The sequence below is a fragment of the Cytobacillus stercorigallinarum genome (assembly GCF_014836495.1).
GTDB lineage: Bacteria > Bacillota > Bacilli > Bacillales > Cytobacillaceae > Cytobacillus > Cytobacillus stercorigallinarum.
The window spans coordinates 134948-151981 of the sequence record NZ_JACSQT010000009.1; the positions used below are offsets into that span (position 1 = coordinate 134948).

General features: G+C 38.6%; 12 protein-coding genes. 1 reads left to right on the forward strand and 11 read right to left on the reverse strand.

Features of this window, described 5'->3' with window-relative positions; genetic code table 11:
* Window positions 1-146 precede the first annotated feature (146 nt).
* Entirely contained in the window at window positions 147-1004 is an 858-nt protein-coding gene (locus tag H9655_RS17060) for a class II fructose-bisphosphate aldolase (protein WP_191816266.1), read from the reverse strand.
* Window positions 1005-1232: 228 nt separating this feature from the next.
* Entirely contained in the window at window positions 1233-1601 is a 369-nt protein-coding gene (locus H9655_RS17065; RefSeq protein ID WP_095371562.1) for a response regulator, read from the reverse strand.
* 257 nt (window positions 1602-1858) lie between these two features.
* Here H9655_RS17065 and H9655_RS17070 point away from each other — a divergent pair, with 257 nt between their 5' ends.
* Window positions 1859-2386 (forward strand): DUF2529 domain-containing protein, encoded by a 528-nt coding sequence (locus H9655_RS17070; protein ID WP_191816268.1) that lies wholly within the window; start codon window positions 1859-1861, stop codon window positions 2384-2386.
* 445 nt (window positions 2387-2831) lie between these two features.
* Here H9655_RS17070 and H9655_RS17075 read toward each other — a convergent pair whose 3' ends face one another.
* From H9655_RS17075 to H9655_RS17115, 9 genes are all read right to left on the reverse strand, one after another.
* Entirely contained in the window at window positions 2832-4433 is a 1602-nt protein-coding gene (locus H9655_RS17075) for a CTP synthase (RefSeq protein WP_191816270.1), read from the reverse strand.
* Window positions 4434-4717: 284 nt separating this feature from the next.
* The gene (gene rpoE, locus H9655_RS17080) at window positions 4718-5254 is read right to left on the reverse strand and encodes a DNA-directed RNA polymerase subunit delta (protein ID WP_191816272.1); all 537 of its coding nucleotides are present in this window, start codon (window positions 5252-5254) and stop codon (window positions 4718-4720) included.
* Between the two features lie 636 nt (window positions 5255-5890).
* On the reverse strand, window positions 5891-9154 hold the full coding sequence (gene icmF, locus H9655_RS17085; protein ID WP_191816274.1) for a fused isobutyryl-CoA mutase/GTPase IcmF: 3264 nt from the start codon (window positions 9152-9154) through the stop codon (window positions 5891-5893).
* A 110-nt stretch (window positions 9155-9264) separates the two neighbouring features.
* On the reverse strand, window positions 9265-9894 hold the full coding sequence (locus tag H9655_RS17090) for a TetR/AcrR family transcriptional regulator (protein WP_191816276.1): 630 nt from the start codon (window positions 9892-9894) through the stop codon (window positions 9265-9267).
* A 151-nt stretch (window positions 9895-10045) separates the two neighbouring features.
* Window positions 10046-11185 carry an acyl-CoA dehydrogenase gene (locus H9655_RS17095; RefSeq protein WP_191816278.1) on the reverse strand — a complete coding sequence of 380 codons (1140 nt, stop codon included), beginning with the start codon at window positions 11183-11185 and terminating at the stop codon, window positions 10046-10048.
* A gap of 23 nt (window positions 11186-11208) precedes the next feature.
* Window positions 11209-12339, reverse strand: coding sequence for an acyl-CoA dehydrogenase (locus H9655_RS17100; RefSeq protein ID WP_191816280.1), 1131 nt, complete (start codon window positions 12337-12339; stop codon window positions 11209-11211).
* 97 nt (window positions 12340-12436) lie between these two features.
* Window positions 12437-13288 carry a 3-hydroxybutyryl-CoA dehydrogenase gene (locus H9655_RS17105; RefSeq protein ID WP_191816282.1) on the reverse strand — a complete coding sequence of 284 codons (852 nt, stop codon included), beginning with the start codon at window positions 13286-13288 and terminating at the stop codon, window positions 12437-12439.
* 21 nt (window positions 13289-13309) lie between these two features.
* On the reverse strand, window positions 13310-14497 hold the full coding sequence (locus H9655_RS17110) for an acetyl-CoA C-acetyltransferase (protein WP_191816284.1): 1188 nt from the start codon (window positions 14495-14497) through the stop codon (window positions 13310-13312).
* A gap of 243 nt (window positions 14498-14740) precedes the next feature.
* Complete coding sequence (locus tag H9655_RS17115; RefSeq protein WP_191816286.1) at window positions 14741-16849, reverse strand: heterodisulfide reductase-related iron-sulfur binding cluster; 2109 nt, start codon at window positions 16847-16849, stop codon at window positions 14741-14743.
* Window positions 16850-17034 lie beyond the last annotated feature (185 nt).

A 17034-nucleotide genomic window follows, 5' to 3' on the forward strand; every position in this document is an offset into this window, starting at 1 on the left:
TTTAAGGAAACATTCGCATCATTGAATCATACACCGATGGAAATTGTTGACTAATGAGTTTTCCGAGAGTCAAGAGGAATCGAATTGAGAAGTAGCTTTATATAAGTTTAAGAAACCGTTGAATGAACAACGGCTTCTTTTCTATTTTATGCCTTGTGAGCAGAACCAAATTCGCGAATTTTGCCAACTACTGTTGCTTTAATTGCTTCACGAGCAGGTCCTAAATATTTACGTGGATCGTACATTTTTTCATCTGCAGCAAGAACTTCACGTACCTTTTTTGCAGATGCAATTTGGTTTTCTGTATTTACGTTAATTTTTGCTGTTCCTAAAGAAATCGCTCTTTGGATATCTTTCGTTGGGATACCTGTTCCACCATGCAGAACAAGTGGTACACCTGTTAAGCCACGGATTTCTTCCATTTCTGTAAAACCTAAGTTAGGTTCGCCTTTGTATGGTCCATGAACAGACCCCAGAGCAGGTGCTAAGCAATCAATTCCTGTTCTCTGAACTAATTCTTCACATTCTTTTGCATCTGCATAAATAACGCCATCTGCAACGACATCATCTTCTTGACCACCAACAGTGCCAAGCTCAGCCTCAACAGATACGCCTTTTGCGTGCGCATACTCTACTACTTTAGAAGTGATTTCGATATTTTGTTCAAATGGATCGTGAGAAGCGTCAATCATAACAGAAGTAAATCCTGCATCGATTGCTTCTTTACATTTATCATAACTTGAACCATGATCAAGGTGAATGGCTACTGGAACAGTGATATTATAGTCTTCCATCAGACCTTCTACCATTTTAACAACTGTTTTAAATCCACCCATATAACGACCTGCACCTTCAGAAACACCAAGAATTACTGGTGATTTTTCTTCCTCAGCTGCTTGTAAAATAGCTTGTGTAAACTCTAAATTATTTAAGTTGAATTGACCAACTGCATAGCCCTCTGCATTTGCTTTTTTCAACATTTCAGTCATAGAAACTAAAGGCATATGTAAAAATCCTCCTTGTCTTATTCACTTCAGTCATTCCTTTTAAAGGATTTCCTTCCCGCTACATGTTTATGTACCCTAATAGCTCTCCATCAAACGGAAAAAATGAAATGAACATATAAATTCCAATTGTATCATACCAAAATGTGCAGAGAAAATCTATGATTAGGTTACAACTTTTCGCAAATAAGATGTACTATTAATTAAAAAAGGCATAATGGTATAACCTTATTTAGGTACAGGTAAATATTTCTTAACAGCCGCCCGAATGTCATCTATGTCGAATGGTTTAGCAAAATGCGTTAAAGCACCTAAATCTTTTGCTTCTTGAATCATATCTAATTCTCCATAAGCAGTCATAATAATGACTCTTATATCATGATGCCCTTCTCTCATTCTCTTTAGAATTTCAATCCCATCCATACCTGGAATTTTCATATCTAATAAAACTAAGTCTGGGTCATGCTTCGCTACAATATCAAGGGCTTGAATACCGTTTGCAGCTTGGTATGTTTCATAGCCCTCTTTCTGTAAAACTTCATTTAATAGAATTCTTATACCAAACTGATCATCAACAATCAATATTTTTCCTTTCATACATACACCTCATTTCCGTTTAATCAGGAATACTTAATGTTTCTAAATTCGACCCTAAGTGTTTTTTTCCTGCATTTACTAGGAAAATAACTAATGATGAGTCTTCGTGTGTTTATTGCTATATTTCGACAAGTTGATCGCTCTCTCTTCAAATACTATAGAACCTAAAACACAGAAGTAAGAGGCCTGATTATTTTGTGATTTCGTCTTATTTCAATATAATGATAATATTGGGAGAAGTACAGGAGGAATTATTAATGTTAAAGATTTTTTCTACACAATTATTCGGTTTATTTAAAAAGTGGCAAGACAGTCATGAAGAATCAATAGAAGATGCCGCTCGTATTTTGGCTCAAGCGAGTGTAGGTGATGGCCACATATATATATACGGAAAACAGGAGATGCAAGCTGTCGGTATCGAAGCGACTGAAGGAGTAGACAAATTGGCAAATGCAAAGGTTTGGGATTCTTCTACACCATTTGACGATATCTCAGCTAGTGACCGTTTTCTCATTATCACTAGAGAGAGTGATGACAAGGAAGCACTCTTATTAGCACAACATTTGAGTAATCAATTCATTCCATTTGCCACAATAAGCGCCCTTCCATCTGATCAAACGGAACAACTAGCATCCTATTCCGATGTACATTTCGACTTACAACTCAAGCAAGGGTTAGTTCCAAATGAAACTGGAGAACGAGTGGGTTATCCATCTGCAATAGGGGCATTATTTATCTATCAGGGAATTAAGTTTACGTTAGATGAAATATTAGCAGATTATTAATATGTGTATTTATCTGAGGTAAGGAGTTCCGTTTTGACGGGGTTCCTTGCTTTTTTTATATGTAAATGAAGTAGTCGTGGGATTTTAGTGCGGGATAAGGTTTGCAAAGGGATTTTGACAAGCTGGTGGTATTAGTTTGTATGAATGATTCATGGAGTGTATGTGTTTCTTCTCTTTGTCCAAATAACTTACCAACGCTCATGCTGTGTTTTCATTTCGGTTCTCTTTTGAATGGACGTGCAAATTGTTTTTGCTTGGTCAATTTTGACTGGTTTATTCATGATGCATGCGCAAACTCTCTTTGCTCATTCATCTCTCACGATTTTTCTCCTAATGCACGCGCAAATCCCTTTTACAGCTTTCATTTCCAGTTTTTCGTTTAAATGACGCGCCTACTGACCCACAAAAAAAGGAAGAGATCCGGAAATCTCCTCCTAACAATGGTTTATTCATTAATATTGATTGTAGCACCAACAAAGTCACGGAAAAGTGGTTGTGGACGTGTTGGTCTAGATGTGAATTCTGGATGGAATTGAGATGCCACGAACCATGGGTGATCTTTCAATTCAATGATTTCTACTAGTCGACCATCTGGGCTTGTACCAGAGAAAACAAGACCCTTTTCTTCCATTTCTTGACGGTAGTGATTATTAAATTCATAACGGTGACGATGACGTTCGTAAACGACTTCATCTTGGTATGCTTCATAAGCAGTTGTTCCTTCTTCTAGTTTACATGCTTGTAAGCCTAAACGTAGTGTACCACCTAAATCTTCAACATCTTTTTGTTCAGGTAAAAGGTCAATGATTGGGTGGTTCGTTTCAGGGTTGATCTCTGCTGAGTGCGCACCATCTAATCCTAGAACGTTACGAGCAAATTCAACAGTAGCCAGTTGCATACCTAGGCAAATACCTAAAAATGGCTTATTGTTTTCACGAGCATATTGGGTTGCTAAAATTTTTCCTTCAATCCCACGATCCCCAAAGCCACCTGGTACAAGAACACCGTCAACATCTGCTAAGAGTTCAGCAACATTTTCTTTCGTGACATGCTCTGCATTAATCCATTTTACATCGATATCCGCATCATGTGCATAACCTGCATGTTTTAATGCTTCAACAACAGAAATATAAGCATCTTGAAGAGCAACGTATTTACCTACTAGAGCAATTTTTGTTTTCTTCGTTAAGTGAAGCACTTTATCTACAAGTTGTTTCCACTCAGTCATATCTGCTTCTGCACAATCTAATTTCATTTCTTTGCATACACGTTTGTCTAAGCCTTGTTCTTGTAAAGCTAATGGAATCGTGTAAAGTGTATCAGCGTCTCTACATTCAATAACTGCTTCTTTATCAATATCACAGAATAGTGCCAGCTTGTCTTTCATTTCTTGAGAGATAGGCATTTCTGTACGGACAACGACAACATTTGGTTGAATACCTAAGCTTCTTAATTCTTTTACACTATGTTGTGTCGGCTTTGTTTTCATTTCTCCAGCCGCTTTAATATATGGTACCAATGTACAATGAATATACATAACATTGTCTCGGCCGATATCACTCTTAATTTGGCGAATCGCTTCTAGGAATGGTAATGATTCGATATCACCAACAGTCCCGCCGATTTCAGTAATAACGACATCTGCATTCGTTTCATGTCCCGCGCGGAAAACTTTATCTTTAATTTCATTTGTAACATGAGGGATTACTTGAACTGTACCTCCATTATAATCTCCACGACGCTCTTTACGTAGAACAGTTGAGTAAATTTTCCCAGTTGTTACACTGCTGTATTTAGTTAAGTTTATGTCTACGAAACGCTCATAGTGACCTAAGTCTAAATCCGTTTCTGCGCCATCTCCCGTTACATAAACTTCACCGTGTTGATAAGGACTCATTGTACCTGGGTCCACATTGATATACGGGTCAAACTTTTGTATCGTTACGCTAAGTCCTCTATTTTTTAACAATCGTCCTAAAGATGCTGCAACGATTCCTTTACCTAATGACGAAACAACGCCGCCTGTAACAAAAATATATTTTGTCATGAATGATTCCCCCTTAACTATTCATAGCTTGTGCATTTATCCTTTGTTTAAAAAGATGAATCTTATCTTTCGTAAAAAAATTGTCCCATGCACGACCTTTTATTTGAAAAACTTGGTAGAAGAAAGTACATGCTCAACTATCAAGCCTTACTCAAAAAAATAAAAAGCGCCCCGCTTACTTTAATTAAGTAAGGGAGCGCTTTTAGCGTATCAATTTATGATCGTTCCTTTTTAAAGGAGCCCAAAAATGATTCTACAAGGCTACAGGAAAAAAGTCAAGGCTATTATTTTCTGTCGTCATCTTCTTCCTCTTCATCTAAATCATCATCTTCTAAATCATCAATTAGATCATCGTCTTCATCAAAATCTTCTTCGATATCTTCATCGTCATCATCATCATCAAGAAGATCATCCACATCATCGTCTTCATCTAGATCATCATAATCCTCTAAGTCATCGTAATCGATGTCTTCTTCTTCAAAATCTTCCTCTTCATCATCTATTACAGCTTTTTTCGCCTTTTTCTTCTTCGGCTTAATAACTGTAACAACTTCCTCTTCATACTGTTCTACAGGGTACCATGCACGCAGTCCCCAACGATTGTCACCAAGACCAATAAAATGTCCTTCGATATTTAAATCTGTATAGAACTGGGCAATCTTCTCTTGGAATTCTTTTTCACTAAGATCCAAAAGGTTTTTTAATTCACTCACAATGTCAGCAAACGCCATCGGCTCTTTTCTTTCATTTAGTAATTCTTGAGCCACTTCGATTAATGCCATTTCTTTTAATTGCTCTTTTGAGTATCCTTTTAAACTCAAGACCAGCACTTCCTTTCCCTATATCAAGCTATGTATTAGCATCATGTAATCAAATATTTCGTGCCTAATAGTATAACGCTAAAAATAAAAAAGACAACCTAAACATACTCGTCCAATCTCTAGGTTACAAGCAGCGGTGCCTTCTTAAAAGAAAAAAACGCATATTCTTCATTATAAACAAATTACTAGTGTTTATGCTACCTTTAACGATAAGTTTTCCTACTTTTTACATTGACCTTCGAGTTGTCTCTCCTTTTGATACAATCTTATCGCTAAAAAAGTAAAAAAGACAGACAACAAAAAGAAGGGGATGGCCCCTAGTTGTATTGAATAAAGATATCGTGCACATATGATAAACACTATGAATGCAAAAACAATCATAATTTGCTTCACACTCGCACCCACCTTAAAAAACAAAATCCATACCGATACTATTATATGATGATGGTTAGCAATTGTATATCTTATTTACTCAAGAAATTTTGTTTGATTGCACGACCACTTTACTCCATTGTACCCAATTTTATCAATCCGGAAAAGTCAACGAATAAAAAAGCCTTTCTAAAGACGGTTAAAAACCCGAACGCACCTTGTAAAATTGTAGATGGTCCGGGTTATTATTCAGTTATGGCTACTCTACATATTCCGCCTGTATTGTCCGCCCACTTCATATAATGCATTTGTTATCTGTCCTAAACTTGCTACGTTAACTGTTTCCATTAGTTCGGCAAAAATATTGCCACCGCTTACTGCAACCTTTTTTAACCGTTGCAGTGCTTCTGTAGCAACTGCTTGATTTCTTTCTTGGAACTGTTGCAGATTACGTATTTGTGTTTCTTTTTCTTCTTTAGATGCCCTGGCAATTTCCATACTGTCAACTGCATCATCTGCTGGTGGATTCGGATTGATATACGTATTGACACCAATAATCGGTAGCTCTCCGGTATGTTTTCTCATTTCATAATACATTGATTCATCTTGAATTTTACCGCGCTGATATTGAGTCTCCATCGCACCTAGTACGCCACCGCGATCATTCATTCGCTCAAATTCAACCAATACTTGCTCTTCGACTAAATCCGTTAATTCATCAATAATGAAAGCACCTTGTAAAGGATTTTCATTTTTAGACAAACCATGTTCTTTTGTAATAATCATTTGAATCGCCATCGCTCGTCTAACTGATTCTTCTGTCGGTGTTGTGATCGCTTCATCATATGCATTGGTATGAAGAGAATTACAATTATCTTGGAGTGCCATTAATGCTTGCAGCGTTGTACGAATATCATTAAAATCTATTTCTTGTGCATGTAAAGAACGACCAGATGTTTGAATATGGTATTTTAATTTTTGACTTCTTTCATTTGCACCATATTTATCCCGCATTACTGTCGCCCATATACGTCGTGCAACACGACCGAGAACCGTATATTCTGGGTCTAAACCGTTCGAAAAGAAAAATGACAGGTTTGGGGCAAAGTCATTGATATTCATTCCTCTACTTAAATAATATTCTACATAAGTAAAGCCATTGGCTAAAGTAAACGCCAATTGAGAGATAGGGTTTGCTCCCGCCTCGGCAATATGATAGCCAGAGATGGAAACAGAATAATAATTTCGGACTTTTTGATCTATAAAATATTGTTGAATATCTCCCATCATTCTTAAGGCAAACTCAGTGGAGAATATACAAGTATTCTGGCCTTGGTCTTCTTTTAAAATATCAGCCTGAACAGTTCCACGTACGGTTTGTAAAGTGAAAGCTTTTACTTCTTCAAACTCTTCAACTGTGAGCCCTCTACCTAGTTCTTTTTCTTTCTTTTCAACTTGCTGAGAAATGGCTGTGTTCATAAACATCGCTAGGATGATAGGTGCCGGACCATTTATTGTCATAGAAACAGAAGTGGTTGGATGACAAAGATCAAAGCCTGCATAAAGCTTCTTCATATCATCAAGCGTGCAAATACTTACGCCACTCTCTCCTACTTTTCCATATATATCTGGGCGATAATCAGGATCTTCTCCGTATAAAGTAACGGAATCAAAAGCCGTACTTAATCGTTTCGCATCGTCATCTTTTGATAAGTAATGAAAACGACGGTTCGTTCTTTCCGGTGTACCTTCACCTGCAAATTGTCTCTTCGGATCTTCTCCTTCTCGTTTAAAAGGGAAGACACCAGCTGTATAAGGGAAGGAACCTGGTACATTTTCTTTATAAACCCACTTAATAATTTCTCCGTAATCTTTATAACTCGGTAGAGCCACTTTCGGGATATCTAAGCCAGATAAGCTTTTCGTTCGCAAGATTGTAACGATTTCTTTATCCCTTATTTTTGTGACAAACTTATCGCCTTTGTATTGCTCTTTTAACTGTTCCCAACCATCTAATATTTTCTTAGATTCCTTCGTTAATTGTTCATATGTCTTATCTTTTAACATTTGCAGGGCATCAAGCGCACTTGAATCTTTTTCTTGAGATAACATGGTCATTGCACCCTCTAATTGAAAAAGCTTTCTCGCTAAATCCGCTTGCTCTTCGGCTTTTTTATGATAGGTGCGTACCGTATCAGAAACTTCCCTTAAATAGTAACGTTGATCGTTTGGAATGATGACATTTTGTTTTTCTACATCAGCCGTTTTCTCGTAAGTGGTGATCCAATCTAGACCCGCTTGCTTATTGATGATTTCAATTAGATTAGCAAAAACAGCATTCGTGCCCGGGTCATTAAATTGACTAGCAATCGTACCGTATACAGGCATGTCATCAAGTTCTTTTTCAAATAACATGTGACTGCGCTGATATTGCTTTTGTACTTGTCTTTTCGCATCCTCCGACCCTTTACGTTCAAATTTATTGATCACAATTAGATTCGCATAATCAATCATATCAATCTTTTCTAACTGTGAAGGAGCGCCAAATTCACTAGTCATCACATACATAGAGACATCACAAATATCCGTGATACCTGCATCCCCTTGACCGATACCACTTGTTTCGACAATGACTAAATCAAAACCAGCAGCTTTTACTACTGAAATCGCATCCTTAATAGCCAGTGATAATTCACTTCTCGCTTTTCTTGTTGCGAGGCTTCTCATATAGACTCTCGGATGGAAAATCGCATTCATTCTTATCCGATCACCGAGTAATGCCCCACCTGTTTTTTGTTTGGTCGGATCAACAGAAAGAATAGCCACTTTCTTATCCGGGATATCATGGATAAACCTTCTAATTAGTTCATCCGTTAATGAACTTTTGCCCGCTCCCCCTGTTCCAGTGATACCAACGACCGGAACTTGTTTCTCTAGTTTCTTTACTTTATCCATTACAGGGTCCAGTGTTACTGCAAGTTCTTTCTCTAAACTAATGTGATGTTCAGCGATTGTAATTAATCTTGCTATCGCATTCACATTTCCTTCTGGAAGCTTCTTAACTAAGTGATCATCTTGTTGGGTAAACGTAGAAAAATCACACTCTTCTAGCATCTGATTGATCATCCCTTGCAAGCCATTCTTTCTGCCGTCTTCCGGTGAAAAAATTCTCGCTATGCCATATTCGTGCAACTCTCTGATTTCACGTGGGATAATAACGCCTCCGCCACCACCATAGATCCGAATATGAGGGGCTCCCTTTTCTTGTAAGAGGTCATACATATACTTGAAATATTCAACATGGCCTCCTTGATAGGATGACATCGCAATCCCTTGGACATCCTCTTGTATGGCAGCATTCACAACCTCTTCAACTGACCGATTATGGCCAAGATGAATGACCTCTGCCCCGCTCGCTTGAATAATACGCCTCATGATATTAATAGATGCATCATGACCATCAAACAAACTTGAAGCGGTTACAAATCGGACATGATTCTTTGGTTTATAAACCTCTATCGTACTCATGGATAAATCCTCCTCTTCATACAGCATTAACCTTCGCTGTTCTTTCTTTAGATGAAGGTGATCTTAGTTGAGAAAATATTTTATTTTCAGTTATCTTTATGCGTGACCTATCATCGTTTCTCTGCATGTATTGCTTGAAAAAGCAAATCTGTTTGTAGCTCAATATATTCCTCTATCGTAAACATTCTTTGTAATGACCAACGTCTAAACGCCCACATTTGTCCTTGGACAAAAATATTATGAGCGATCATTTTAACCTTTGTCGCAGGTAATGAAAGCTCTCCATTTTCTATGCAAAGATCTATTACTTTCTCAAACATTGCCACCATTTCAATTTCCTTTTCTAAGACATAAGGTAGCGCGTCTTTCGATAAAGACTTTACTTCCTGATACATCACTAGCACTTCATCCTGCATGCCATCAACGACTCGGAAATAGTCTGCTATCCCTTGTCTCAGGCTATCAATCGTTCCTTTTTTTGTGTCTAGTCCCTTTTGTAGATGCTCTCGAACCTTATCATAAATACTGTCACAGACAAGGTATAGTACGTCTTCTTTTGTACCGATATATTCATATAATGTACCAATACTAAATCCAGAAGCTTTCGCAATCTCTCTTGTTGTCGTTCGGTGGAACCCTTTTTCAATGAATAGGTTCACCGCGCCTTTGATCATTTGATCTCTTCTTTTTTTTACAAGCTTTTCATCTTTGACAGAGGCCTGCACTTCTCTTTTTGACATTATTATCTACCGTCCTTTTATACCCTCCATCCATGTTGATGACTGTATACACCTCTCTTTACTTAATGGATCTAAGAGAAGAATCATTTAAAGCGGGGCAGCGATCTGAATACGTGTCAAAAACATCATCACAGCCCCATTGCTTGATCTGTTATTTCGTAATCATTCTTGAAATGACTAATCTTTGAATTTCTTGAGTACCCTCATAAATTTGAGTGATCTTTGCGTCTCTCATATAACGCTCGACAGGATAATCCTTTGTATAACCATAACCCCCAAATACCTGCACAGCTTCCGTTGTCACCCTCATCGCTGCATCGCCAGCAAATAGTTTAGACATAGCTGATTCTTTTCCATAAGGTAATCCAGCAGATTCCAACCATGCTGCTTGATAGGTTAATAGTCTAGCTGCTTCTACACTTGTTGCCATATCTGCTAACTTAAAACCAATTCCTTGCTGTGTCGCAATCGGTTTGCCGAATTGGACACGCTCTTTCGCATAAGCAGTTGCCGCATCTAACGCACCTTGAGCAATTCCGACAGCTTGGGCAGCAATACCATTACGACCCCCATCTAATGTCATCATAGCAATCTTAAAGCCCTCACCGACTTCACCGAGCACATTTTCAACTGGTACTTTGCACTCTTCGAAAATGATTTCAGTTGTAGGAGAAGAACGAATACCTAACTTTTTCTCTTTTTTGCCGACAGAGAATCCTTCATAATTAGACTCGACAATAAAGGCCGTTGTTCCTTTATGTTTATTTGAAGGGTCAGTTAAAGCAAATACAACATAGATTTCTGCTTCTCCACCATTTGTGATGAAAATTTTTGAGCCATTAAGAATGTAATGGTTGCCCTCTAATCTCGCCGTTGTTTTCATACCACCAGCATCAGATCCACTACCTGGTTCCGTTAGACCATAAGCACCTATTTTTTCACCTTGTGCCATCGGCTTTAAATATTTTTGTTTTTGTTCCTCTGAACCAAATTTATAAATAGGCCACCCTGCTAGAGAAGTATGTGCTGAGATAGTCACTCCAGTAGATGCACAGACGCGTGACAGTTCTTCCACCGCTATACAGTATGCTAAGTAGTCACTCCCAATACCACCGTATTCCTCTGGCCAAGGAATGCCTGTTAATCCAAGTTCAGCCATTTTATTAAAAATATTGCGGTCAAAGCGTTCCTCTTCATCACGACTAGCAGCAGTCGGCGCCACTTCGTTTTCAGCAAAATCTCTTACCATTTTTCTAATCATTTCATGTTCTTCACTTAATTGAAAATTCATGATTATTCCTCCAAGATAAGTTGTTAAAGTTGTTTACTGATTACTAGCTTTTGAATTTCACTTGTTCCTTCGTAGATTTCCGTTATCTTTGCATCACGGAAATACCTTTCTACAGGATAATCTTCTGTATAACCATATCCACCAAATACTTGAATCGCATCCGTTGTGACTTCAACCGCTGTTTTAGAAGCGAATAATTTAGCCATTGAAGCTTCTTTTCCACATTTTTGACCGTTTTGCCTCATATAAGCAGCACGATAGATTAGTAGTCTTGCACCTTCAACTGCCGTTGCCATATCTGCTAACTTAAAGCCAATACCTTGCTGAGTTGCAATCGGCTTACCGAATTGGACTCTTTCCTTAGCATAACGAGTGGCTGCCTCAAGGGCCGCTTCTGAAATTCCCAGGGCTTGGGCGGCAATGCCAATTCTCCCCACATCTAAATTTGACATGGCAATCTTAAAGCCTTCACCTTCTTCACCTAAAAGGTTTTCCGCAGGTACCGCCATATCTTCAAAGCTAAGCTGTAAAGTTCTCGAACCATGAAGTCCCATTTTATGTTCATCTTTCCCGATGACGAGACCAGGTGTATCTTTGTCAACAATAAAAGCCGATATTCCTTTTGTCCCTAAAGCTGGATCTGTGGAAGCAAAGACAATATAGACATCCGCTTCTCCTCCGTTTGTAATAAATACTTTAGAGCCGTTGATGATGTATTGATCACCTTTTTTCACCGCTTTTGACTTTAAGCTTCCTGCATCAGAACCCGCGCTTGGTTCAGTTAAACAAAACGCACCCAAATATTCTCCACTAGCTAACTTAGGAACATACTTTTGTTTTTGTGTTTCTGTACCGAAATAAACAATTGGATTCGTACCTACAGATGTATGGACAGATAAAATCACGCCAACTGTTGCACTTACTTTAGAGATTTCATTAATCGCAATAATATAGGACATAAAATCCATCCCAGAGCCGCCGTATTTTTCTGGAATGGGAATCCCCATTAATCCAAGTTCCCCCATTTTCCTCAAGACTTCCCGCGGAAACTCGCCAGCTTCCATCCTTTCCACAAATGGAGCTATCTTGGCTTGAGCAAAATCCCTCACCATTTTTCTCATCATTTCTTGCTCTTCAGTAAACTTTAAATGCATAATAATTAACCCCCGATGTCGTCAATTGTAAGTGTCTAAGCAAGGTTCAAAACGAATTTTCCATACACTTCCACTAATTATTTAACTTACTAAACCATTAAGCGTATTCGTAAAACCCTTTACCCGTTTTCTTACCTAGCCATCCAGCCTTTACATACTTTCTAAGTAAAGGACATGGGCGATATTTATCATCACCGAAGCCTTCGTGTAAAATTTCCATAATATAGAGACAAGTATCTAAACCGATAAAATCTGCTAAGGTCAACGGTCCCATTGGATGGTTCATACCGAGCTTCATGACATCATCAATTGCTTCTTTCGTTGCAACCCCTTCATATAACGTATAGACTGCCTCGTTAATCATCGGCATGAGAATGCGGTTAGAAACAAACCCTGGAAAGTCTTCTACTTCCACTGGCACCTTATTTAATTGTTTCGTCATGTCCTCAATTGCTTGATACACTTCGTCTGTTGTGGCTAAACCACGGATAATTTCGACTAGTTTCATGACAGGTACAGGGTTCATAAAATGCATACCAATCACTTTCTCGGGACGTTTAGTCGCTGCGGCAATTTCCGTAATTGGTAAAGAGGATGTATTGGATGCTAATATCGTATGTGCTGGCGTGATTTCATCTAGTTGGTTAAATATCTTTGTCTTCACTTCCATGTTTTCAACAGCTGCTTCTATCACTAAATCAACCTGTTTCGCATCTTCTAATGACGTTGAAGGGGTGAGATTAGCAAGGACATTCTCCATTTCTTCTGCTTGCATTCTCCCTTTATCAACTTGTCTAGTTAAATTCTTTTTAATCACACTTAGCCCACGGTCTAAAAATTCCTGCTTTAAATCATTTAAATAAACAGTGAATCCCGCTTGCGCACAAACTTGCGCGATTCCGGAACCCATTTGTCCTGCACCGATCACCATTACTGTATTGATACTCATTTATTTACTCCCTCCAGGAAATTATTGTTTTGCCACTTCTATCATTACTGCGTCACCTTGACCCCCACCTGAACAAATCGCAGCTATACCAATACCGCCACCTCTACGCTGTAATTCATGCATGAGTGTTAAAATAATCCTTGCACCACTTGCACCAATCGGGTGACCGAGGGCAACCGCACCGCCATTCACATTTACCTTCTCTTCATCTAATTTGGCAATTCTGCCACTCGTTAAGGCAACTGCGGCAAAGGCTTCATTTATTTCAAATAAATCAATATCATCCAAGTTTTTACCTGTCTTTTTTAATAACTCATTAATGACTAAGCCAGGCGTTTGCGGGAAGTCCTTTGCTTCTACTGCAATGGCTGTATGGCCGAGAATAACAGCCCCTATCTCTTTTCCTTCACGCTCTGCCTTTTCTGCGCTCATTAGTACAAGGGCAGCTGCACCGTCATTTACACCAGGGGCATTTCCTGCAGTAATACTTCCACCTGGACCAAACGCAGATCCAAGTTTAGCTAATTTTTCTAAAGAAGTATCTTTTCTAGGCGCTTCATCTTCAGAAACGACAATGCTATCACCTTTTCTTTGCGGGATTTCTACAGGTACAATTTCTTCAGCCAATTTGCCTGATTTAATCGCTTCTGTTGCACGTTGGTGACTCCTCAATGCCCATCTATCCTGTTCTTCTCTACTAATATCGAAGGCTTCAGCTGTTTCATTCCCGTAAGTGCCCATATGCACACCAGAGAAGCTACAAGTTAAACCGTCATATGTCATTAAATCCTGTACTTTGCCATCGCCCATTCTTAATCCCCATCTAGCTTTTGGCAGAAGATAAGGAGCATTACTCATCGACTCCATCCCACCGGCAACAATGATTTCTTCTTCACCTAGTCGCAAAATTTGATCTGCTAAGGTCACACTTCTCATTCCTGATGCACAAACCTTATTGATTGTCTCCGTTTTCACTTCCCAAGGTAAATCAGCTTTTCGCGCTGCTTGTCTTGACGGGAGTTGTCCTTGCCCTCCTTGTAAAACTGAGCCTAAGATCACTTCGCCCACATCTTCCCCTGCAACATTCGCTCGTTTTAGCGCTTCTTTTACAACGATGCCACCTAGATCTGAAGCAGTGAGAGAACTAAGTCCACCAGCAAACTTACCAAAAGGGGTTCTTGCCCCTGCAATAATGACTGTTTTACTCAAAATTTTTCACTCCATTCCTATTTATCTCTTATTCACGTAATTTTCTTTCAACTCAAACGATATTGACTGAACGCTCGCTCAAAGACTGTCCATAGAAAAAAGAAGAATTTCTAAGAATATCATGAAAGCGCTTTATTTACTTTATTTTACACGAAAAGAGAGAAGAATTAAAACAATATCCTAAAAATTCATAAAATTTATTTTTACTGAATTTTTATACGTTCTAATTCCTCTCTCCTTATTTTATGAAGCGAGTGTTTGTTCACCGATAACGGCTTTTTCTAACAGCTCAGCTACATCATATGTTTGTACATTTTCTTCTACTTCTTTTGCTTTTGTTCCATCTGATAACATTGTTAAGCAATATGGGCACCCTGAACTAATTACTGTTGGATTGACTGCTAATGCTTGTTCTGTACGTGAAACATTCACACGGTTGCCTGTTTCTTCTTCCATCCACATTAATCCACCGCCAGCGCCACAGCACATTCCCTTTTCTCGGTTTCTTTCCATCTCAATCAGTTTCACACCTGAAATCGATTTTAAAATTTCACGAGGCGGATCATATACTTCGTTATAGCGTCCTAGATAGCAGGAATCATGGAAAGTAATCGTTTCTTCTACGGCATATTGTGGTTTTAACACACCGTCCTTCACCAATTTCGCTAATACTTCCGTATGGTGGTAAACCTCGGCCTTAAGCCCAAAGTCTGGATATTCATTTTTAAAGATATTATAAGCATGTGGATCGATTGTTACGATTTTCTTCACTTCATTTTTCTCAAACTCTTCGATATTCTTTGTTGCTAACTCTTGGAATAAAAACTCATTCCCTAGACGTCTTGGTGTATCACCAGAGTTCTTTTCTTTATTGCCAAGGATGGCGAATTTAACTCCTGCCTCATTCAAAAGACGAGCAAAGGAAAGGGCAATTTTCTGACTACGGTTATCATAAGAACCCATTGCTCCTACCCAGAACAGATACTCATAAGATTCATCTGCTTTTTTCATTTCTTTCACTGTAGGCACATGTACATCTTCACGAAGGCTTCTCCAATCTTCGCGCTCTTTCCTGTTTAGCCCCCATGGATTTCCTTGACGTTCAATATTCGTCATCGCACGTTGTGCATCGGCATCCATTTTACCTTCTGTTAGAACAAGATATCGGCGTAAGTCAATGATTTTATCTACATGTTCGTTCATAACTGGGCATTGGTCTTCACAATTACGGCAAGTTGTACATGCCCAAATTTCTTCTTCTGTAATGACTTCTCCAATCAAACTCGGACTATAAGCGAGGCTCGCTGCCGCCTCTTCAGCACCTTCTGCCCCAGCCGCTAAAGCAATTTGATTCCCCTTCGTATTAGAAAAGGCAAATGTCGGTACCCATGGTTGTTTTCTAGTCACAGCAGCCCCATGGAATGTTAAATGATCACGCAACTTAATGATGAGATCCATCGGAGACAACATTTTACCTGTTCCTGTTGCCGGACACATATTTGTACAACGACCACACTCCACACAAGCATAAAAGTCGATCATTTGTAATTGCGAAAACTCCTCAATATGTCCAACACCAAATGTCTCTTGTGATTCATCTTCAAAATCGATTGGCTTTAACTTTCCTGGGTTATCTAATCTATTGAAATATACGTTTACTGGTCCAGCAATCAAATGAGCATGCTTCGATTGTGGAATATAGACTAGGAAAGCGAGTAGGAATAATAAGTGAATCCACCAAGAAACATAAAAGACGACTATAGAAGCTGTTTCACCAATCCATGATAAGGCGATGGCGAAAAGCGAAGCGACCGGCTCGGTCCATACAGGATCATGCCCATGCCAAATCATCGACATGCCATTTCCTAATAAAACAGATAACATCAAGCCGCCAATAAAAATTAAGACAATCCCTGATTTAAAGCCTCTTTTTAGACGTACGAGCTTTTCAACATATCTTCTGTGAAATGCCCAGATGACGGCAACCAAAATCATTAAAGTAACGATTTCTTGGAAAAAAGTGAATCCTGGATACAACGGACCTAATGGAAGATGTGATCCAGGCGAAATGCCTTTGATAATAAAATCGATTGCACCAAACTGGACTAAAATAAAGCCATAGAAGAACATGACGTGGATGGCGCCACTTTTTTTATCCTTTAAAAGCTTCTTTTGTCCAAATACATTGACCCAAATTTTGTTCATACGCTCTTTGACATTGTTGTCAAATGCTGTCTTCTTTCCAAGCTTAATGTACTCATATCTGGTCTTGAGTAAATAAGCAAACAAACTAAGTGCGTAAGCGATTACAAGAATGGTCGCAATAAGATTAACCCATAATAATGCATTCACGTTTGCTCTACTCCTTTCTCATCTAATCCATGTGTATAGGAAGATTATTCAATGTAAAGAGAAAATTTTATCGTATTAAAATTTTCTGAATTTAAATCATAGTTCCATTATATAATGAATGAGCATTCAGTCAACTATTTTTTATTTATTTTATCCTTTTTTCTTCAGGCAATAAAAGCGATAAT